This window comes from Pseudonocardia sp. D17 (assembly GCF_036984265.1).
Classification (GTDB): domain Bacteria; phylum Actinomycetota; class Actinomycetes; order Mycobacteriales; family Pseudonocardiaceae; genus Pseudonocardia; species Pseudonocardia benzenivorans.
In genome coordinates this window covers 80,863-100,334 of the sequence record NZ_BPRG01000036.1, presented here as the reverse complement: position 1 = coordinate 100,334, position 19,472 = coordinate 80,863, and the positions used below count along the sequence as shown (strand labels likewise).

Here is a 19,472-nt window from a genome sequence, read left to right as displayed (position 1 = left end):
CGGCCGTCAGGTGTAGACGGCGAGGGTCAGCGTGGCCACCCAGAGCACGGCCAGGACCTGCAGCACGTGGTCCTTGAGCGCGATCTCGTCGGGCGCGCCGCCGTTGCCGCTGTCGACGTCGACCGCGTACCGCAGCACCGCCACCACGAACGGCACGATCGAGACGACCGACCACACCGAGTTGTGGTGCGCCTCGCGGATCTCGAACGCCCACAGGCCGTAGGTCATGATCAGGACGGTGGCCGACAGCGCCCACACGAACCGCAGGTAGGACGCCGAGTAGCTCTCCAGCGACTTGCGGATCTTCGCGCCGGTGCGCTCGGCGAGCATCATCTCGGCGTAGCGCTTGCCCGCGACCATGAACAGCGACCCGAAGCCCGCGGCGAGCAGGAACCACTGCGAGAGCGGGATGCTCGCCGCGGCGCCGCCCGCGATCGCGCGCAGCAGGAACCCCGAGGCGACGATGCAGATGTCGAGCACCGGCTGGTGCTTGAGCCAGAAGCAGTAGCCGAGCTGCACGCCGATGTAGACGGCCAGCACGATCGTCAGCTGCGTCGAGGCGAGGACGCTGAGCGCGAGCGCGCCCAGGAGCAGCAGGATCGCGAGCGCGTACGCCAGCCGGACGGGGACGATCCCCGCGGCGATGGGACGGGTGCGCTTCTTGGGGTGGGCCCGGTCGGCCTCGACGTCGTTGGCGTCGTTGACCAGGTAGACCGCCGACGCGGCCAGCGAGAACGTCACGAACGCGACGGCGAGGTGGTAGGCCGAGCGGCCGTCGAAGAGGTCGCCGGCCGCGAAGGGCGCCGCCAGCACCAGGACGTTCTTGACCCACTGCTTCGGCCGCATCGTCCGCAGCAGGCCGAGGCCGACGTTCGCGGGGCTCCGGACCGCCGGTGCGGCGGTGGGCGGCGTGTCGGTGCTGGTCATCGCCTGCCCACCCGCTCGGTGCCGGTCATCGCGCCCCCGCCCGTCGCCGCAGCCACGCCCGCACCCCGCTCGCGACGCCCGCGCCCAGCGCGGAGCCGACGAGCACGTCGGACGGGAAGTGCACGCCCAGGACCAGCCGCGACAGCGCCATCGGCGGGACCAGGACGGGCACGAGCGGCCGGGCCAGCAGGCCGCCGTAGAGCACCGCGGCAGCGGTGGTCGACGTCGCGTGCGCCGACGGGAAGCTCAGCCGGCTGGGCGTGCCGACGAGCACGCGGACCGAGGGGTCGTCCGGGCGGCGGCGGCGGACGACGCGCTTCACCGCGATCGACGCCCCGTGCGCGGCGGCGACGCCCGCGGCGGCCCCGAGCCAGTCGCGACGGCGGTCGCGGTCGACCGCCGCGCCGACGAGACCGAGCGCCAGCCAGCCGGCGGCGTGCTCGCCGAACAGCGACATGCCGCGGGCGACGCCCACCACCGCCGGCGTCGCGATCGCGGACTGCACCGCGTTGAGGATGCGGACCTCGGCGGACCGCGTCGACGGGTCGGGGACGACGGCGAGGGCGCGCGACGACCGCGCGGGCTGCGACGGGACGGGCTGGGCGGGCTCGGTGACGCCCGGACGGACGACGGGCTCGGCCACGGTTCGGGGCCTCCTGTGCGCCACGGCTGGGTCGGCGGCGCTGCTCGGCGGGTGTGTTCCGGCGGCCGATGCTACGCGCGACGCCTTTACCCGGCCTTGTCGGGGAGGTCCGTGTCGCCCGACGGCGCCCAGCGTTCGAGCACCTGGGCGACGCCGTCGTCGGTGTTCGCGGCGGTGACCTCGTCGGCGACGGCCAGCAGGTCCGGGTGCGCGTTGGCCATCGCGACGCCGTGCCCGGCCCACCGCAGCATCTCGATGTCGTTGGGCATGTCCCCGAACGCGACGATGCTCGCGGCCTCGATCCCCGCCGACCCCGCGACCTCCGCCAGCCCGGTGGCCTTCGTGATCCCCGGCGACGACGCCTCGACCAGCCCACCGGAGTGCGAGAACGTCAGGTCGACGGCGTCCCCCACGACGGGCGTCAGCGCGGCCACCATCTGTTCGCTCGTCATGCCGTGCGCCCTGACCAGCAGCTTCACGGCCGGCCGGGAGAGCAGCTCGGCGCGTGGGATGCGGTCGCTGTCGTCGCCCTTCCAGGCGTGCCGGTAGTCGGCCTCGGCGAGGAAGGCCCCGGCCTCGTCGCCGTGCCCGCCCACGCCGACGCGCTCGACCGCGATTCCGGCGCCGGGCAACGTCTCCGCGACGGCCTCGGCGAGGAAGCCGAGCGTCGCCGGGTCGATCTCGTGGGCGTCGAGCACCCGGTCGGCGACCACGTCGTACAGCACGGCGCCGTTGGCACACACCGCGAGGCGCACCGCCGTCAGCTGCGCGGCGACGGGCGGGATCCACCGCGGCGGCCGCCCCGTGACCAGCACGAACTCGCCGCCACCCGCGACGTAGTCGCGGACCGCGACCGCGGTGCGCGGGGTGACCCGCAGCTCGGGGTCGAGCAGGGTCCCGTCGACGTCGGTCGCGACGAGCCGGGGTGCCTGCACCCCGACAGCGTACGTGGGGTCCGGGCCGCCGGGACGGGCTACAGGATCGCGACCGCGACGACCAGACCCAGCCCGATGTGCGCGGCAGCGACGACCCACGCCTGCGGCCGGACGTCGGGCGCCGCGAGGACCGCGCCGATGTCGATGCCCGTCACCCACTCCAGCAGCCGGACCGCGAGCACCTGGGCGATGATCCCGACGAGGCCGAAGATCAACGAGGCCAGCAGGCCCTCGGCGAGCGCACCGGAGACGCTCCAGATCGCCGTGACGACGATCAGCGCCATGCTCACCATGCCCGCCGCGGTGACGATCACCGCGTTCGGCAGGCCGTCGCGGACCATCCGGTTGAGCTTGCCGGGCGTCGTGAGGTCGATCGCCCAGAAACCGAGCAGCATCAGCAGCAGACCGATGAGCGCGTATAGCAGGATCGCGCCGATGCCGCGGCCGACGGTCGAGAAGAACCCCGGCTCGAGGGCCAACAGGGCGGTCATTGTGTTCCTTCCGGGGAGCGGGATCAGGACTCGGGGATGCGGTGCGGGACGAACGCCGCGCCGTCGTCGGTCACCAGCCCGACGGTCTCGCGAATCCCGAGCCCGGCCGAGGTGTCACCGACCACCCACGCGCCCAGTGCGGGACGGAACCCGTCGAACTGCGGCAACGGGTCGAAAAGCTGGTAGACGTATCCTTCCTCGCCGTACACGCCACCGGTGGACACCTCGCTGCCGGGTGACACGATCGAGACGTTCGCCCCTTCCCGGCCCAGCAGCGGCTTCTTGACGTACTCGGTGAGCAGGCCGGGGTTCTGCAGGTAGGCGGGCAGCAGGTTCGGGTGCCCGGGGTACATCTCCCACAGGATCGCGAGCAGCGCCTTGTTGGACAGCAACGACTTCCACAGCGGCTCGATCCACAGCGTGTCCGGCAGGCTGCGGGCGACGTGCTTGCCGAACTCGTCGGTGAGGGCCCACTCCCAGGGATAGAGCTTGAAGACGGCGTTCATCGGCGCCTCGGCGAGGTCGACGAACCTGTCGAGCGTCACGTCCCAGCCGATGTCCTCGATCGCCAGCCCGACGGTGTCGATGCCGGCCTCGGCCGCGGTCTCCTGCAGGTACCCGACGGTGACGTGGTCCTCGCCCGTGGTGTCCGAGCCCGACCAGGTGAAGTGCACCTCCGAGGTGGGCAGGCTCGACCGGATCTCACCCCAGCGCTCGACGAGCTTCTCGTGCAGGGAGTTCCACTGGTCGTCGTCGGGGTGGGTGTCCTTGAGCCAGTACCACTGCAGGATCGACGCCTCGAGCAGCGTCGTCGGGGTGTCGGCGTTGTACTCCAGCAGCTTCGCGGGACCGGACCCGTCGTAGCGCAGGTCGAACCGGCCGTAGACGTGCGGGTCGTGCCGCTTCCACGAGTCGGCGACGGCCTGCCACGACCACTCGGGCAGCGCGAAGTCGCGGAACCGCTCCGTGGTGACGACGTGGTCGACCGCGTCGAGGCACATCGAGTGGAGCAGCTCGACGTCGGCCTCGAGCGAGAGGATCTCGTCCATCTCGAAGACGTAGTGCACCGACTCGTCCCAGTACGGGCGGGCGGTGCCGCCCTCACCACGGCCCGGGGTGCCGTAGACCATGCCCTGGCTCTCGACGGTCTGCTGCCAGCCCGGGCGCGGCGTCGATCGTTCCCTGCGCATCTACGACCCGCTGCTCCCGCCGGACGAACCGCCGCTCGAGCCCTTGCCGCTGCCGCTGGAGACGCCCAACCCGCCGCGCGAGATGGTCTTGCCGGAGGTGCCGCTCTTCACCGTCGTCGAGTCCTTGGGGACGACGGTCGTCCCGCCCGACGCGACCTGGCCGACGTTGCCGGTGCCGCCGTAGTTGTAGTGGTACTGGCCGCCGCCGGCACCGATGAAGATCGGGAAGAAGCCGCCGCCGTGGTAGCCGGTGTTGTTCGACGCGGGGGTGACGCAGTTGCTGTCGTCGACGACGACGTTGTTCGCGTCGACGCAGCGCGCCTCGACCTCGTCGTTGCTGTTCGAGATCGCGTAGCCGATGGCGATCACCGCGACGACGCCGACCGTGACCCCGGTGCCGATGAGGATCCGCTTGCGCTTCTTGTTCTTCGCCTGCTCGGCGGCGTACTTGGCCGACGCCTCCTCGCGACGGCGGCGTTCGGCCTGCTGACGGGCGCGCGCCTCGGCGAGCGTGGGTTCACGGGGCGTGGTGGACTCGTCCTGGAAGCTCATCCGGCCGCGGCGCGTCGGCCCGTCCGGGCCCGGCCCTGGACCCAGGCGTCCCTCCGACTCCGGCGGCTGCTGCGCCGGCTGCTCGCCACTCGCGTCCGGCCGCTCGTCGCCGGGCGTTCCCTCCGTCATCGCTCACCCCCGCGCGCACCGTACAGCCCTCCCGATCACAGCGGAAAGGCGCACGTCCGCCGCATCCGGACGACCGATGACCGCCCGATCCGGGCACCCCTGCCGTCACCCGATCCAGGTAACGGCATGATGACGGCCGACATGGCCAACCTCGCCGCGCCGGACCGGCGGCCCCCCGCCGCCCCCCGCCGTCGCTCCCCCGGTGACTCCCGGCCCCCGGCCTCCCGCCCGCGGGATGCCGGTCGGGCGCCGAAGCGTGCCGTCCACCCGGTGCGCCGCATCGTGATCGGCGTGCTCATCGGGGCGGTGACGATGCTCGCGGTCTCGGTGCTCGACCGCTTCGCCGACACGTCGGTGCCGGTGCTGAGCACGCTCGCGACGCTGCCCGACCCGGCCGCCGCCGAGGCCCGCAGGCTGGCCGACCTGCCGCCGCCCCCCGCCGCCGCGGGCACGTGCCTGAACTGGTCGCGGCCCGACGCGGCCGACACCGTCGCGGTGCCGTGCGACCAGACGCATCGCTTCGAGCAGGCCGGCTCGGTGCAGCTCACCGACCAGGGCACGCTCCCCAGCGACCAGACGTGGCGTCAGCTGGTGAGCGAACGCTGCACCCCGATCGTCCAGCAGTACCTCGACAACAGGTTCGACCCCAACGGCAGGTTCCGCGTCGGCGGGCTCAAGCCGTCGCAGGCGAAGTGGGCCGAGGGCGACCGCGAGATGCGCTGCGGCCTGCAGAGCAATACGAAGTCCGGCAGCTTCATGCCGATCAAGGGCAAGGTCGCCGACCAGGACCAGTCCCGGGTCGAGGACGCCGGGACCTGCCTGGCCGTCGACGGCAAGACCGTCGGCGACCCCGTGCCGTGCACCGGTCCGCACGCGGTCGAGACGGTGTCCGTCGTCGACCTGTCCCAGCAGTTCACGGACGGGAAGTTCCCTTCCGTCGACGACCAGGACAAGTACCTGCAGACCAAGTGCACCGAGGACGCGGCGGCCTACGCCGGCAGTCCCGACGCCGTGGCCCAGAAGAAGCTGACCGTCTACTGGGACAACATCTCCCAGGAGTCGTGGGACGTCGGCTCGCGCAAGGTCAACTGCAACCTGGCCGCGCTGCTGGCCGACCGCAGCGGCTTCGCCCCGGTCACCGGGTCGGTGAAGGGCTCGGTCAGCGTCGGTGAGACGCCGGCCCCGCCCACCACGTCCGGCGCTCCCGGCGAGCCGACGTCGGCCCCGCCGAGCGGCTCCTCCGGCGACGGCCAGGACACACCCCCGCCGACCTCCGGCGAACCGCCCGTCCCGATCCCGACGCAGGTGCTGCCCGCGGCCGGCGGGAGCGGTGGCGGGGGCCAGACCTGACGGGCGGCCGGCCGTGCCCGTCCCGATGAGCCGCCGGCGTTTCGAGGAGCTCGTCGGCGACGCCCTCGACCAGGTCCCGCCGGGTCTCGCGGCGGCCATGGACAACGTCGTCGTCCTGGTCGCCGACCGGCACGAGGAGGACCCGGCGCTGCTCGGGCTCTACGAGGGCGTCGCGCTGACCGAGCGGACCACCGAGTACGCGGGCGTCCTGCCCGACCGGATCACGCTGTTCCAGGACGCGATCCTCGACATCTGCGACGACGAGGACGACGTCGTCCACGAGGTGACGGTCACCGTGGTGCACGAGATCGCGCACCACTTCGGCATCGACGAGGAGACCCTGCACCGCCTGGGCTGGGGCTGACCCCGGCACCCGCGGGCGCCGGGCTCAGCCGGTCGCGCCCGCGGTCACGTCGCCCGCGAGCGCGGGTCCGCTGTCCCACAGCTGCAGCGTCCAGCCGCTCGCCGAGCCGGGGTCGCGCGCGAGCACGACCCGCCCGGTGTTCGGCACGTACGCCGTCTCGACGGTGTCGCCCAGCAGCGCCGCGGCGGTGATGCGGATCGTCGCCCCATGGCTCACGAGCACGACTGCGGAGCCCGGGGGCAGCTCCTCCGCGGCGCGCACGATCTCGTCGACGACGGGCAACGCCCGCTCCCGGACGTCGGCCGCGGACTCGCCGCCCGGCATCGGACGTGCCAGGTCGCCGCCCCACCAACCGTCGTAGATGTCCTCGAAGATGCGCCGCGAGTGTGCGTCCGAGGCGCCCTCGAGGTGGCCGACGGAGATCTCGTGCACGCCCTCCAGCACCGTCACCGAGAGCCCGTGGGCGTCGGCGATCGGCGCGGCCGTCTCCTGCGCACGGGTGGCGCGGGAGGCGAAGACGGCGCGGACCGGCCAGTCGGCGAGCAGGTCGGCCACCGTGCGGGCCTGCTCGTGCCCGAGCGCGTTGAGCGGGCTGCCCGGCAGGGCGGTGTCGAGCACCTTGCCGGCGTTGGCGTCGGTCTGGCCGTGCCGCACGAGCACGAGGCGCAGCCCGTCCACGGGTACCTCCGGGGGCTCCAGGTCGGCCTCGTCGGCGACGAGGTGGTCGGGGCCGCTGGGATCGGGGGCGCTGGGATCGGGGGCGCTGGGATCGGGGGCGCTGCGGCTGTGGTCGAGGAGCCGCCGGCCGTCGGACGTCACGGTCGACCTCCTGCGCGCAGCGCCGCGAGCCACTGCTGCGCCGCGGCGAACTCCGCATGCCCGGCCGTGCTCAGCGGGACGGCAGGCGCCCCGGCGCCCGACCCGGCCCCGTTGAGCGGCGTCGCCCGCGGGTAGGAGCCGAGATAGCGCACCTCGTCGCACCGGCGGTGCAGCGCCGCGAGCGCCTCGCCCATCGCGGGCTCGGCGATGTGGCCCGTGCAGTCGAGGTGGAACCAGTACTCGGAGTGCCGGTGCTTGATCGGGCGGGACTCGATGCGTGTGAGGTCGATGCCACGGACGGCGAGCTCGGTGAGCAGGCCCAACAGCGAGCCCGGCCGGTTCTCGGTGGTGGCGGCCAGGGTGGTGCGGTCGTTGCCCGTCGGCGGGGGCGGCGCCGACGGCGGCGCCACCAGCACGAACCGGGTGACGGCGTTCTCGTTGTCGGCGATGTCGTCGGCCAGCACCTCGAGACCGTGCTGGGCGGCGGCGACGGGCGCGGAGACGGCAGCGTCCATCTCACCGCGGGCGACCTGCGCCGCGGCCTCGGACGTCGACGTCGAGATCAGCACCTCGGCGGACGGCAGGTGCTCGGCGATCCAGCCGCGCGTCTGGGCGATTCCGTGCGAGTGCGAGGCGACGGTCCGGATGGCGTCGACGGTCGTCCCCGGCCTGACCAGCAGCACGAACCGGACCGCCAGTACGGCCTCGCGCACGATGACCAGCGGCGGGTCGCCGACGAGGCCGTCGAGCACCGGCGGGACGGCACCCTCGACGGAGTTCTCGATCGGGACGCACGCCATGTCGGCCCGGCCGTCGCGGACGGCGGCCAGCACCGCCGGGTTGCCCGGGCAGGGCAGCAGCTCGGCACCGTCGGCCTCGGGGAGCGAGCGCAGCGCCTGCTCGGTGAAGGTCCCGAACGGACCCAGGAACGCGAGTCGGGGCACGGCCCGACCTTATCCGCGGGCCCGGCGCCCGCCCGGCGGGGCGGTCCCTCGCGTCCGCCGGGCACCGGCCGGACCGTTCGGCGGGCGCCGCTCCGCCGTTCGACGCAACTTGCGAACCGGACGACCCGGACGCTCGTAGGACAGCACGAGGCGGCGTCGTCGCGACGGAGGAAGGGGGTCCGTCGGGCGGGGCCGCCTCACCGTCGGGGCCGCGGAATGCGTCAGGCCGCGAGCGCGCCCAGCGCGGTCACCTCGTCCTGGCCGGCACCGCAGCGCGAGAGCACCTTGCGGACGGCCGCCATCCGGGCACCGTCGAGCTCGCGGGTCGCGGCGACGAGCGCCGCCGCGTCGGTCGACTCGAGCGCCGCCACCACGGCGGCGCCCTCGGCACCGTCGGCGGTGCGGGCCGCGGCGACGAGCACGTTGAGGATGCCGTGCTGGACCACGCCCGCCTCGTCGGCCGAGCGCACGAGCCGGCCGAGCCCGACCAGCGCGGCGGCCCGTCCGGTCTCCGCGGCGATCGCGAGGAAGCGGCGCAGCTCGTCGACGCTCGGGACGTCGGACGGCCGGGGTCCGCCGCAGCGCAGCTTGGGCTCGCAGCCGTGCTCGGCGACGCGGCGCACCGCGTCGAGCCAGGCGGCCACGTCCTCGGGGTCGCCCGTGATGGGCCGGCGCGGCTCGACGACGGCGACCACGTCGTCCGGGACGAACTCGGCGACGCGCTCGAGCCACACCGGGTCGAGGTCGAGCGGCGCGGACGTCTCGACCGACCGCGGGGTCAGCAGGGTCGCGCGGGAGAACACCGTCGACAGCGCCTTGGGCACGGCGCCCAGGCCGCTGTCGACGACGAGGGCCAGGTCGACCGGCTCCGCGGGGGCGGACCGGGCGAGCTCGGTGACCAGCGGCGACAGTCGCGACACCGGGCAGGCGAGCCGGCCCAGCAGGTCGCCGTGGTCACCGTCGCGGGCGTCGAGGTAGCCCTCCACCACGGCGTCGACCCCGGCTCCGCCGTTCGCGAGCAACAGGCTCGTGTCGTCGACGAACGCTGCGAACAGCGGGGGAACCGACCCGGGTGCGGAGGAGCTACCCGATGGCACGGTCGTCACGGACGAACACGCTAACCCCCGCGTGTCGATCTCCTCGCATCGGGTGAGGCGCGCCCTCCGGGCCTGGACATGAGGGTATGCGATAGATAACTTAGCCTCACCTAACACAAGGGAGAGTCACGTGGGTACGACACGGTTGCGGCGCCCCCCGACGCCCACCGACGCCGAGCGGGCACGCAGCATCACCACGCGCGGCGGCCGCGCCGCGATCGTCGGAACCGGCGGGCCCGAGCCGATCGTCCCGGCGTTCCACCACGTGCTCGCCGACGGATCGGCCGTGCTGCTCCTCGACGACCACTGCGCGCTCGTCGAACAGGCCCGGCTCGACCCGCGCGGCGAGGTCGCGGTGATGCTGGAGCTCGCCGACCACGCGGCGGTCGACCTCCGGGAACCGGTGCGCGCCCTGCTGTGGATCACCGGCTGGCTGCGCGTCCCCGACGACGCCGAGGCCCGCCGCGCCGCGGTGCACGCCGCGCAGGCCCGCCCCGACCACCGGCTGCTCGACCTCGGCCACGGGGCGACGCTCGTCCGGCTCGAGCCCGGCTCCGTCGTGCTCGCCGACGCGGAGGGCACGGCGTCGCTGTCGCCGGTCGACCTCGCGGCGGCCCGGCCCGACCCGTTCTGCATCCTCGAGGACCGCTGGCTGGGCCACCTGGAGAGCACCCACCCCGAGGTGTTCGTCGCGCTGGCCCGGCACCTGCCGGCGCCGCTGCGCGCCACCTCGGGCGCCAGGGTGCGCCCGCTCGGCGTCGACCGCTGCGGCATCCGGCTGCGGGTCGAGACGCCGGGCGGTGACCACGACGTCCGGATCGCGTGGCCCGCGGAGGCGACGACCGTGCACGAGCTGCGCAGCCGGCTCACCGCGCTCGTCGGGTGCGGGTACGGCGGCCGGCACGCGCGCCACGACGAGCTCGACCCGGTACAGACCCACGGGGACGAGCAGGGCTGACGGCTCCCGCCCGCGGGACGGTCAGCCGGCGGCGGCCTCCCGCTCGCGGACCTCCCTGGTCACCTTGCGCTCGGCGACGAAGGACGCGACGGGGATCGTCCCGGCCAGCAGGATCAGCAGTGCCGTGACGGGGCGCCAGCGAACCCGCTCGGCCAGCACGAGCGTGCACACGATGTAGATCATGTACAGGTACCCGTGGATGATGCCGATGACCGTGGTCGGGCCCGGGACGTCCCAGATGTACTTGAGCGGCAACGCGACGAACGTCAGCGCGAGCAGACCGACACCCGTGACCCATGCGGCGATCCGGTAGATCACCAGCCGCGGACCCACCGGCTTCATCGGCGTCTGCTTGCTGGTCTCGGAGGGCACGCTCACCCCGCCGAGTGTACGGACGGCGCCCGGGCCGACGCCCAGGGCCGCTCAGCGACCGTCGTCACGCTCGGCGAGCTCCGCGAGCATCCGGTTGTACGCCGCGAGCTGCGGGTTCTCCTCGTCGTCGGGCTCGGGGACCGCGGTCCGCCGCACACCGAAGGGCGACCGTCCCTCGTCCTTCACGACCGGCACCGCGGGCGCGGGGGTGCGCTCCTGCTGCACCGGACCCGACTCGGTCGGCACCGGGGCGTGCTCGTCGACGTCGGTCCCGGCGAGCCGGCGCGCCTCCAGCCGCAGGAACCGCCACCACATGACGCCGAAGAAGACCGCGAAGACCGGCCACTGGACGCCGTAGCCGATGTTGAGCGCCGATCCCATCGCCTCTCCCGCGCGGTGCCACTGCCACGCCGAGAGGAAGCCGCACGCGACCATCGCGCCCAGGGTCAGGACGTGCCAGGCCATCCAGCGAGGGGTCAGCGCGAGACGGAGCACGAGGGCCAGGATACGTGTCGGCGCTCCCGCGCGAGGGCGCCCGGTAGCGTCGACGTCCGTGCCCGACGGCCTCCGCAGCTGGCTCGCTCCACCCCCGCCCACCGGCCGCGGGGCCGAGGTGATCGACGACCCGGCCCGACGCCGGCTGGTCGTCACCGAGATCCTCGTCGTGCTCGCGGTGACGCTCGGGCTCTCGGCGCTGCGGTCGGCCCTGTCGCTGATCGACTCGCTGCTCGCGACGACGCCGCTGTCCGAGCAGCAGGTCGCGCTCAACGCCCCCGCCGCGGCCGCGACGCTCGTCGACCTGGCGCTGCAGCTCACGCGCATCCTGCAGCTGGTCGGCTGGGGCGCGGTCGGGGCGTACCTGCTGCTGCGGGCGGGCTTCGCCATGCGCGACATCGGTCTCGACGCCCGCCGCCCGGGCCGCGACGCCGCCGCCACCGTCGGGCTCGCCGCCGTCATCGGCATCCCCGGGCTCGGCCTCTACCTCGTCGCGCACGCCGTCGGGGTGAGCCTGACGATCGCGCCCACGACCCTCACCGACACGTGGTGGCGCATCCCGGTACTGCTCGCGTCGGCCGCGGCGAACGCGTGGGCCGAGGAGATCGTCATGATCGGCTACCTGCTGACGCGGCTGCGGCAGCTGGGCTGGTCGGCGAACAGGTCGCTGCTGGCGGCGGCGGTGCTGCGCGGCAGCTACCACCTCTACCAGGGGTTCGGCGGGTTCGTCGGGAACCTGGTCATGGGGCTGGTCTTCGGCCGCTACTGGCAGCGCACCGGCCGGCTGTGGCCCCTCGTCGCGGCGCACACCCTGATCGACGTCGTCGCCTTCGTCGGCTACGCGGCGCTCAAGGGCCACGTCTCCTGGCTGCCCTGACCGCTGTGCCGCCCGCTCGCCCGACCGGTGCCCGACCGGGCGGTGACGCTGCCGCGACCGCTCGGGGCGGCTGCGGCCCTGCCCCGGGGTCGTGCGCGGCAATGGTCGCGGCAGCGACCATTGCCGCGCACGGTCAGATGTCCAGGATCTGGTAGCGCATGCGCGCCATCATGTTCTCGGCACCCGCCTGGATGCCCGAGGCGCTGAAGAGCTCGTCGATCCGGCCCGGCAGGTCCTCGGGGTCCCAGCGCTTCCCGTCGTTCTTGATCTCGGCGACCGAGGTGAACGGCTGGAAGATCTCGACGCTGTCCCCCTGCACGCCGAACACCTTGCCGCTGATGTGGCTCGACGCGTCCGAGCACAGGAACGCCACCAGCGGGGCCACGTTCTCGGGGGCGAAGAAGTCGAACTCGCCGCGGGCCAGCGCCGCGTCGCGCTGGTCGCGGAACTCCTGCGGCATGAGGTCGAGCGTCATCCGGGTCAGCGCGGTGGGGGCGATGGCGTTGGACGTGATGCCGCCGCGGGCACCCTCCTGCGCGACGATCGTGGAGAACGCGGCGATGCCGGCCTTCGCGGCGCCGTAGTTGCTCTGCCCGAAGTTGCCGAGGAGACCCGAGGTCGAGGCGGTGTGCACGAGGTGCCCGCCGCGCTTGGCCTCGCGCCAGTACCGGACCGCGGCACGCGTCGGCAGGAAGTGGCCGCGCAGGTGGACGCGGATGACGGCGTCCCAGTCGTCGTCGGAGAGCTTGGCGACGGTCCGGTCGCGCAGGATCCCCGCGTTGTTCACGACCGCGTCCAGCTGCCCGAACTCCTCGACGGCGGTGCGCACCAACGAGTCGGCGACCTCGGCGTCGGCGACGTCCCCGCCCACCGCGACGGCACGCCCGCCCGCCGCGACGATCTCCTTGGCGACCTCCTCGCCCGCCTCCGGGTCGAACTCGGCCACGACGACGGCAGCGCCCTGCGCGGCGCACTCCAGCGCCTCACCCCGGCCGATCCCCCGGCCCGCGCCGGTGACGATGACGACCTTGGCATCGAGAAGTCCCATGCTCGGGATACTAAGCGTCACCGTCGGCGCCGCCCGGGTGCGGCTCCTCACACGCCTCCGCCCCGGGCAGCGGGGCCCCCGACGCCCGCGGAGTCGCTGCTCAGCGCAGGGTGACCTGCTTGCCGGCGAGGGCGTCGCGGGCACGGCGTTCCGCGTCGGTCGGCGGCGTGTCGTCGAGGCCGGCCAGCGTCTCGTCGAGCCGCGCGGCGAAGGCGGCGACGGGGGCCGTCCACTCCTTGGGGTGCATGTCGCGGTCGAGGTCCCACACCGGGACGAGCAGCCCGTGGGCCCGGAACGAGCCCAGGTAGCGCGCGTCGGCGGACAGGGCGAGCTCGTCGCGGGCCTGCAGCCGGGCGAACGCGGCCAGCAGCCTGTCCTCCGGCTCGGGCCGCACCCAGCGGATGTGCGCCTTCGACCCGGTGTCGACCCAGTAGGCGGCGCGCACGCCGTCGGCCGTGACGGGCTCGGTCGGCATGATGACGGCGTTGGCGCGCTCGAGCATCGCGGCGAGCTCGGGGGCGAGGTCGCCGTCGCCGTCCGGCATCCACCAGCCGAAGTCCTGGTGCATGGTGACCTCGAGCGGAGCGGCCGGGTCGAGCAGGTCCTGCAGCCGCACGGCGTCGCCGCCGAGACCCGGCCCGACGACGGCCAGCGACTCACCCGGCTCGGCCTGCAGCGCCCACCGGACGGCCTTCGCGACGTCGGCCGATAGGTCCCCCGAGCGCGTCTGGACCTGCATGCCGATCATGACCGCACCGTCGGACCTGACCAGCGCGGCCGAGGCACCCGGCAGCACGGACGTGACGGTGACGGTCCGGTCGCCCGCGTCGGCGAGCGGGAGCGGCGCCGTGGCCGAGGGCAGGAACTCGCGCATGGCCACCAGGTCCGGCTCGGCGGCGAGGCCCTCGAACGGACGGATGACGATCACGTCGTCGCCCGCGCCGTGGCAGACCTTGTAGCGCTTGCCCGATCCGCACGGGCAGGGGCGGCGGGGGTTCTCGCCGGGGGCGCTCGCGGCGGCGGCCCGGTTGCGTGTCTTCTTGGCCATCAGGGCTCAGACCGTAGCGGGTGCGGGCCCGCGCAGGTCAGGCGCCCGCCCGGACCGCCACGAGGGTCTCGCGCGCGGGGGTGCGGACGGGCGCGAGCAACGTCGTCAGGGTCGCGACGAGACGCGCCGTCAGCACCGCGACCGCCGCGGCGACGAGGTCGACGAGGGCGTGCAGGACGACCCCGTCGGCGCGCGCCTGCACCCCCGAGCGGAACGACAGCCCGAACACCGTCAGCGACAGCACGACGCCCAGCGCCCACACCGCCCACCAGACCAGCAGCGCGCGCGAGGGCCGGGGGCGTTCGTCGGCGGGACGGTCGAGGGCGCCGTGCTCGATCTCGGCGAGCACCGAGCCGGGCACCGAGAGGTTCAGCCCGGGCACGACCCAGCCGGCGACGACGTCGCGCGCGCGCCGGGCGGGGATCGATCCGGACCGGGCCGCGGCCGCCCGGGACGCGACGACCGACCAGCTGACGACGAACAGCCCGGCGAGCAGCCCGAGGATCGTCGCGAACCAGCCGGTACCGACGACGAGGACGTCCGACGCCGACACCGCGCCCGCCGACAGCGCGGCCGTTCGGCTCTGCAACAGCAGCACGTAGCGCCAGATCTCCGCGCCCGCGGCCAGCACGGCGACGACGGCGGTCATCCGCAGCGCCGGCACCAGGGTCTGGGCGAGCGTGCGGGCCCGCTGCCACTCCGGGACGGGCTCGGCCTCCGCGTCGCGCCGGAACGGCAGGGCTGCGAACCCCCACCGCGGGATCCCGCGGTACGCCGGCGGGCCGCTGTAGGGCCCGCGCGGCTCGGCGACGGACGCCGACGTGGCCGACGGCGGCGGCGTGGCCACCCAGCGCAACGACGCCCGCTCGCGGGCGCAGTGCGGACACGGACCCCAGCCCGGGGCGACGGGCCGTCCGCAGCCGGGGCAGGCGACGGGCCCGGCCGGCAACGACCGCTGCGGCACGAGCGGCGACCCGAACGACGACACCGGCGCCGACCCGAACGGCGACACGGGCGGCGACACGGGCGGCGCGGCGGGACCGGGCGCCCAGCCGGCGGGCGGCGGGTACGGCGGCGCCGACGCGGGCGGGACGGGCCACGCCCGTGACCATCCCGGCGGCACCGCGCCCGGCCCGCCCGGCGGTGGCGCGTGCGGCCCGCTCCACGTGGGCGGCGGCGCGGAGGGCGGCGGCGCGGAGGGCGGCGCCGAGACGGGCTGCGGACCCGGCCGCGGGCCGGTCGACCCGCCGGGACCCGCCGGCCCCGCCTGCTGCGCAGGTTCGGTGGGGGTGCCCGGCACCGGCCGCGGGTCGTCGCCGGGACCCTCCTGGGTCCCGGATTCCCGCGCCGGACCGTCGGGCACCGGGATCAGATGACCTCGGGCGTGCGGCCCCCGTCGGCGACGACGGAGCGGCCCTGCGCGGCCCAGTCCTGCATGCCGCCGTCGACGTTGACGGCCGGGTAGCCCTGCGCGACGAGGTACTGGGTGACCCGGGCGGAGCGGCCGCCGGACCGGCAGATCACGTAGAGCGGCTCGTGGCCGGGGATCTCGCCGATGCGCGCGGTGAGCTGGGACATCGGCAGGTGGCCCGCGGTCGGCGCGTGCCCGGCGTCCCACTCGTCGGCCTCGCGGACGTCGAGCAGCGGAGCGTCGGCGGGCACGTCGGCGACCCGGACGGAGGGAATGGGACCGGTCATGCCTCGATACTGACACGCCCCACGTCAGCCGACCGTGAGTGACCCGTGGCTCAGTCGACGGTGCGGGCCGGTCGCTGCTCCGGGGTGTCCTTGCTCAGCCCGAGCCGTTCGGGCGCGTGCAGCCGCAGGAGCACCTGGTCGGTGTCGGCGGGCCGTTCGCGGGCGGTCGCCCGGCTCACGACGATCATCGTCAGGAACGCGAGCGGCACGCTGACGACGGCCGGCCGGTGCAGCAGCACCCCGAGCAGCCCGCCGTCCCCGGCTCCCGCGAGGCTCGCGGTCACCGCACCGACGGCCACCGTCCCCCCGACGATGATCCCCCAGCTCGCGCCGCGGGCGGTGAGGCCGCGCCACCACACGCCCAGCACGAGCAGCGGGCAGAACGTCGAGGCCGCGACGGCGAACACCAGCGCGACCGACTCGGAGAAGTCCAGCCGCGTGACGACCAGCGCGAGCAGGATCGGCACCGAGCCCGCGAGCAGCGTCGCGATCCGGATGTCGCGCGCCCGGCCACGCAGCACGTCGGTGGACAGGACGCCCGCGACGCTGGTGAGCAGGCCCGACGACGTCGACAGGAACGCCGACCACGCACCGGCGGCGACGATGCCGCCCAGGATCGTGCCCGCCCACCCGTGCCCGAGCACGCCGGTGGGCAGCAGCAGGACCGCGGCGTCCGTCTCGCCGGAGACCAGCAGCTGCGGGGTGTAGAGCCGCGACAGCGCCCCGAGCAGCGTCACGAGCAGGTAGAACGCGCCCAGCATGCCGAGCGCGACGACCGCGCTGCGACGGGCCGCGCGGCCGTCGGGGTTGGTGTAGAAGCGGCCGAGGACGTGCGGCAGGCCCATCGTCCCGAGGAACGTGGCGAGGATCAGCGAGTACACGGCGAGCAGCCCGTGGCCGCCGCCGCTCGCGAAGGGCGTCAGCCACCCGGCGTCCTGGACCGGCGACCCCGCGACGACCGGGACGGGCGCGCCGGCGTCGAACTCGAGCGTCGTGCCGCGCTGGACGGTGTGCGCGCCCGCCTGCCAGGTCAGCGGCCCGTCGACCGGCACGCCGTCGACGGTCCCGACGGCGCTCACCTGGACAGGTGCCGAGGTCTGCAGCACGACGTCGGTGGCCACGTCGACCGTGGTCGGCGCGCTGAACTGGGGCGGCGCGGGCCGGTCGAACGTGCGGTCGGCGCCGAGGAAGAACATCAGCGCGATCACCGCGGGCAGCGCGAGCGCGGTCAGCTTCAGCCAGTACTGGAACGCCTGCACGAGCGTGATCGAGCGCAGCCCGCCGAAGGCGACGGTCACCGCGATCACGACACCCGCCGCGACGACCCCGACCCACTGCGGCAGCCCGGTCACGGTCGCGATCGTCAACCCGGCGCCCTGCAGCTGCGGCAGCACGTACAACCAGCCCAGGACCAGCACGAAAACCGTGCAGACCCGGCGCAGGTACGCCGAACCCAGCCGCGCCTCCGCGAAGTCCGACGGCGTGTAGGCCCCCGACCGGCGCAGCGGCGCGGCGATGAACAGCAGCAGGGCGAGGTAGCCCGCGGTGAACCCGACGGGATACCAGAGCGCGTCGACGCCCTCCTTGAGCACGAGCCCCGCGATGCCGAGGAACGACGCCGCCGACAGGTACTCGCCCGAGATCGCGCCGGCGTGCGCGGCGGTGCCGCTGGTCCGCGACGCGACGAGGAAGTCCGACGTGGCGCGCCGTCGCACCCCGTACGCGCCCACGAGTGCCGACACGACCGCCACCAGCACGATCGCGCCCATCGCCGCCAGGGCCGCGGTGTTCACCGGCCCTCCACCGGGCCCCCGTCGCGGTGGGGGCCGAACCCGAGCCGCTCCGGGGCGTGCAGCCGCAGCAGGGTGCGGTCGGCGTCGGCGGGCCGCGACAGCCGGGAGCGCCTGCTGACCACGATCATCGTGAGGAACGCGATCGGGACGGTCACCGCCGCCGGCCGCTGGAGCAGCAGGCCGGGGAGGCCGGGCGGGGTGATGCGCAGCAGGGTCAGCGCCGTGGCGGCGGTCGCCGTCACACCGCCGGCCAGGACCCCCGCGATCGCGCCCACGGGGGTGAGGCCACGCCACCAGATGCCGAGCAGCAGCAGCGGGCAGAACGTCGACGCCGCGATCGCGAACACGAGCGGCACGGTGAGCGCGAGATCGAGGCGCGGGACGGTCAGCGCGAGCGCGACGGGGACCAACGCCGCGGCGAGCGCGGCGAAGCGGAAGTCGCGGAGGCGGCCGCGCAGCACGTCGGTGAACAGTACGCCGGCGAGGCTCACGAGCAGCCCCGACGACGTCGCCAGGAACGCCGCCGCCGCGCCGGCCGCGACCAGGCCACCGACGAGCCAGCCCAACCAGCCGTCGCCGAGCGCGGCCGGGGGCAGCAACAGCACGGCCGCATCCGTGTCGCCGGAGACGAGCAGCTGCGGCGTGTAGAACCGCGACATCGCGCCGAGCAGCGCCACGAGCATGTAGAACGCGCCGATCATGGCGAGCACAACGACCGTCGTGCGGCGGGCCGCCCGGCCGTCGGGGTTGGTGTAGAAGCGGACGAGGACGTGCGGCATGCCCATCGTCCCGAGGGCGCAGGCCAGCAGCACCGAGTAGATCTCCAGCAGCCGCCCGGGCCCCGCCCCCGACAGCGGGGCGAGCCAGTCGCGGTCGGCGCGAGGACTGCCCTCGGGCGTCGGGACGGGGGCGCCGGCGTCGAAGGTCAACCGGGCGCCGCCGAGCACCGTGTGCGCGCCCGGCTCCCACCGGACCGGGCCGTCGACCTGCGTGCCGTCGACGTCGCCGGACGCCGTGAGGGTCACCGGCTCGGTCACGTCGAGGACGACGTCGGCGTGCACGTCGACCGTCGTGGCAGCGGTGAAGCGCGGCGGGGTCGACCGGTCGAAGCCGCGCCCGTCGGAGGCGAAGATCGCGACGATGATCAGGGCCGGCACGGCCAGCGCCGTCAGCTTGAGCCAGTACTGGAACGCCTGGACGAAGGTGATGGAGCGCATCCCGCCGCCGACGACCGACAGCACGACGACGACCGCCGCCCCGACGATCCCGCTCCACGGCGGCAGCCCGGTGAGGATCGTCAGCGACAGCCCGGCGCCCTGCAGCTGCGGCAGCAGGTACAGCGCGCCGATGAGCAGCACGAACGCCGAGCAGACCCGGCGCACCGCCGCCGACCCCAGCCGCGCCTCGGCGAAGTCGGGCACCGTGTACGCGCCCGAGCGGCGCATCGGGGCCGCGACGAAGATCAGCAGCGCCAGGTAGCCCGCGGCGAAGCCGATCGGGTACCAGAGCGCGTCCACGCCCTCGCGCAGGATGAGCCCCGCGATCCCGAGGAACGACGCCGCCGACAGGTACTCCCCGGAGATCGCGCCGGCGTTGACGATCGGCCCGACGGTCCGCGACGCGACGAGGAAGTCCGACGTCGAGCGGGCCACCCGCACACCGAGGCTCCCGATGACGGCAGAGGCCACCGCGACGAGCGCGATGGCCGCCAGCGCGACGACCGACGACGTGCTCACCCGCGG

General features: G+C 74.5%; 22 protein-coding genes. 5 read left to right on the top strand and 17 right to left on the bottom strand.

Annotated elements, in window-relative coordinates:
- Positions 1-6: 6 nt before the first annotated feature.
- The 6 genes from PSD17_RS06065 to PSD17_RS06040 form a co-directional block, all read right to left on the bottom strand.
- Entirely contained in the window at positions 7-927 is a 921-nt protein-coding gene (locus PSD17_RS06065) for a decaprenyl-phosphate phosphoribosyltransferase (protein ID WP_013672392.1), read from the bottom strand.
- 25 nt (positions 928-952) lie between these two features.
- Complete coding sequence (locus tag PSD17_RS06060; protein WP_379652752.1) at positions 953-1,570, bottom strand: phosphatase PAP2 family protein; 618 nt, start codon at positions 1,568-1,570, stop codon at positions 953-955.
- A gap of 86 nt (positions 1,571-1,656) precedes the next feature.
- Positions 1,657-2,505, bottom strand: a complete 849-nt coding sequence (locus PSD17_RS06055) for an HAD family hydrolase (protein ID WP_339122067.1) — start codon at positions 2,503-2,505, stop codon at positions 1,657-1,659.
- Positions 2,506-2,543: 38 nt separating this feature from the next.
- Positions 2,544-2,996, bottom strand: a complete 453-nt coding sequence (locus PSD17_RS06050; protein ID WP_013672389.1) for a DUF350 domain-containing protein — start codon at positions 2,994-2,996, stop codon at positions 2,544-2,546.
- A gap of 23 nt (positions 2,997-3,019) precedes the next feature.
- On the bottom strand, positions 3,020-4,186 hold the full coding sequence (locus tag PSD17_RS06045; protein ID WP_013672388.1) for a glutathionylspermidine synthase family protein: 1,167 nt from the start codon (positions 4,184-4,186) through the stop codon (positions 3,020-3,022).
- Positions 4,187-4,867: a hypothetical protein gene (locus PSD17_RS06040; protein ID WP_339122063.1), complete on the bottom strand. Its 681-nt coding sequence runs from the start codon at positions 4,865-4,867 to the stop codon at positions 4,187-4,189. It abuts the gene before it with no gap.
- 270 nt (positions 4,868-5,137) lie between these two features.
- On the opposite strand from PSD17_RS06040, the gene PSD17_RS06035 reads away from it, so the two are divergent.
- On the top strand, positions 5,138-6,217 hold the full coding sequence (locus PSD17_RS06035) for a septum formation family protein (protein WP_158511279.1): 1,080 nt from the start codon (positions 5,138-5,140) through the stop codon (positions 6,215-6,217).
- Between the two features lie 13 nt (positions 6,218-6,230).
- On the top strand, positions 6,231-6,581 hold the full coding sequence (locus tag PSD17_RS06030; RefSeq protein WP_013672385.1) for a metallopeptidase family protein: 351 nt from the start codon (positions 6,231-6,233) through the stop codon (positions 6,579-6,581).
- A 24-nt stretch (positions 6,582-6,605) separates the two neighbouring features.
- On the opposite strand, the gene PSD17_RS06025 is transcribed toward PSD17_RS06030, so the two are convergent.
- The 3 genes from PSD17_RS06025 to PSD17_RS06015 all read right to left on the bottom strand — a co-directional run bounded on the left by PSD17_RS06025 (position 6,606) and on the right by PSD17_RS06015 (position 9,450).
- On the bottom strand, positions 6,606-7,400 hold the full coding sequence (locus tag PSD17_RS06025; RefSeq protein WP_339122061.1) for a histidine phosphatase family protein: 795 nt from the start codon (positions 7,398-7,400) through the stop codon (positions 6,606-6,608).
- Entirely contained in the window at positions 7,397-8,344 is a 948-nt protein-coding gene (gene pheA / locus PSD17_RS06020) for a prephenate dehydratase (RefSeq protein WP_013672383.1), read from the bottom strand. The genes PSD17_RS06025 and pheA overlap by 4 nt, the downstream gene beginning before the upstream one ends.
- Before the next feature lie 221 nt (positions 8,345-8,565).
- Positions 8,566-9,450, bottom strand: coding sequence for a hypothetical protein (locus PSD17_RS06015; protein ID WP_339122059.1), 885 nt, complete (start codon positions 9,448-9,450; stop codon positions 8,566-8,568).
- Positions 9,451-9,571: 121 nt separating this feature from the next.
- Here PSD17_RS06015 and PSD17_RS06010 point away from each other — a divergent pair, with 121 nt between their 5' ends.
- Positions 9,572-10,399: a DUF2470 domain-containing protein gene (locus tag PSD17_RS06010; RefSeq protein WP_013672381.1), complete on the top strand. Its 828-nt coding sequence runs from the start codon at positions 9,572-9,574 to the stop codon at positions 10,397-10,399.
- Positions 10,400-10,420: 21 nt separating this feature from the next.
- Here the strand turns inward: PSD17_RS06010 and PSD17_RS06005 are convergent, their stop codons facing one another.
- Positions 10,421-10,777, bottom strand: coding sequence for a DUF3817 domain-containing protein (locus PSD17_RS06005; protein ID WP_339122056.1), 357 nt, complete (start codon positions 10,775-10,777; stop codon positions 10,421-10,423).
- A 45-nt stretch (positions 10,778-10,822) separates the two neighbouring features.
- Positions 10,823-11,266 carry a hypothetical protein gene (locus tag PSD17_RS06000; protein WP_339122054.1) on the bottom strand — a complete coding sequence of 148 codons (444 nt, stop codon included), beginning with the start codon at positions 11,264-11,266 and terminating at the stop codon, positions 10,823-10,825.
- 58 nt (positions 11,267-11,324) lie between these two features.
- Here PSD17_RS06000 and PSD17_RS05995 point away from each other — a divergent pair, with 58 nt between their 5' ends.
- Positions 11,325-12,143 (top strand): CPBP family intramembrane glutamic endopeptidase, encoded by an 819-nt coding sequence (locus tag PSD17_RS05995; RefSeq protein WP_339122052.1) that lies wholly within the window; start codon positions 11,325-11,327, stop codon positions 12,141-12,143.
- Between the two features lie 133 nt (positions 12,144-12,276).
- On the opposite strand, the gene PSD17_RS05990 is transcribed toward PSD17_RS05995, so the two are convergent.
- The 3 genes from PSD17_RS05990 to PSD17_RS05980 all read right to left on the bottom strand — a co-directional run bounded on the left by PSD17_RS05990 (position 12,277) and on the right by PSD17_RS05980 (position 15,086).
- On the bottom strand, positions 12,277-13,191 hold the full coding sequence (locus tag PSD17_RS05990; RefSeq protein ID WP_041759149.1) for an SDR family NAD(P)-dependent oxidoreductase: 915 nt from the start codon (positions 13,189-13,191) through the stop codon (positions 12,277-12,279).
- 100 nt (positions 13,192-13,291) lie between these two features.
- On the bottom strand, positions 13,292-14,239 hold the full coding sequence (locus tag PSD17_RS05985; RefSeq protein ID WP_013672376.1) for a DUF5926 family protein: 948 nt from the start codon (positions 14,237-14,239) through the stop codon (positions 13,292-13,294).
- Positions 14,240-14,276: 37 nt separating this feature from the next.
- Positions 14,277-15,086, bottom strand: coding sequence for a DUF4328 domain-containing protein (locus tag PSD17_RS05980; RefSeq protein ID WP_049803270.1), 810 nt, complete (start codon positions 15,084-15,086; stop codon positions 14,277-14,279).
- Between PSD17_RS05980 and PSD17_RS05975 the strand changes: the two genes are divergently transcribed.
- The gene (locus PSD17_RS05975) at positions 15,061-15,615 is read left to right on the top strand and encodes a hypothetical protein (protein ID WP_339122048.1); all 555 of its coding nucleotides are present in this window, start codon (positions 15,061-15,063) and stop codon (positions 15,613-15,615) included. The genes PSD17_RS05980 and PSD17_RS05975 overlap by 26 nt on opposite strands.
- Here the strand turns inward: PSD17_RS05975 and PSD17_RS05970 are convergent.
- Genes PSD17_RS05970 through PSD17_RS05960 form a run of 3 tightly spaced genes read right to left on the bottom strand, consistent with a single transcriptional unit; the run spans position 15,608 to position 19,466 of the window.
- Entirely contained in the window at positions 15,608-15,937 is a 330-nt protein-coding gene (locus PSD17_RS05970; RefSeq protein WP_013672374.1) for a rhodanese-like domain-containing protein, read from the bottom strand. The genes PSD17_RS05975 and PSD17_RS05970 overlap by 8 nt on opposite strands.
- A gap of 50 nt (positions 15,938-15,987) precedes the next feature.
- Positions 15,988-17,730, bottom strand: a complete 1,743-nt coding sequence (locus PSD17_RS05965; protein WP_339122047.1) for a sodium/solute symporter — start codon at positions 17,728-17,730, stop codon at positions 15,988-15,990.
- Entirely contained in the window at positions 17,727-19,466 is a 1,740-nt protein-coding gene (locus PSD17_RS05960; RefSeq protein WP_339122045.1) for a sodium/solute symporter, read from the bottom strand. Before PSD17_RS05960 ends, PSD17_RS05965 begins: the two co-directional genes overlap by 4 nt.
- Between the last annotated feature and the right edge of the window lie 6 nt (positions 19,467-19,472).

Excerpts from the sequence above, each read along its gene's own strand:
- PSD17_RS06065 (WP_013672392.1), bottom strand. The coding sequence starts at position 927 with ATGACCAGCACCGACACGCCGCCCACCGCCGCACCGGCGGTCCGGAGC.
- PSD17_RS06050 (WP_013672389.1), bottom strand. The coding sequence starts at position 2,996 with ATGACCGCCCTGTTGGCCCTCGAGCCGGGGTTCTTCTCGACCGTCGGC.
- PSD17_RS06045 (WP_013672388.1), bottom strand. The coding sequence starts at position 4,186 with ATGCGCAGGGAACGATCGACGCCGCGCCCGGGCTGGCAGCAGACCGTC.
- PSD17_RS06040 (WP_339122063.1), bottom strand. The coding sequence starts at position 4,867 with ATGACGGAGGGAACGCCCGGCGACGAGCGGCCGGACGCGAGTGGCGAG.
- PSD17_RS05990 (WP_041759149.1), bottom strand. The coding sequence starts at position 13,191 with ATGGGACTTCTCGATGCCAAGGTCGTCATCGTCACCGGCGCGGGCCGG.
- PSD17_RS05985 (WP_013672376.1), bottom strand. The coding sequence starts at position 14,239 with ATGGCCAAGAAGACACGCAACCGGGCCGCCGCCGCGAGCGCCCCCGGC.
- PSD17_RS05970 (WP_013672374.1), bottom strand. The coding sequence starts at position 15,937 with ATGACCGGTCCCATTCCCTCCGTCCGGGTCGCCGACGTGCCCGCCGAC.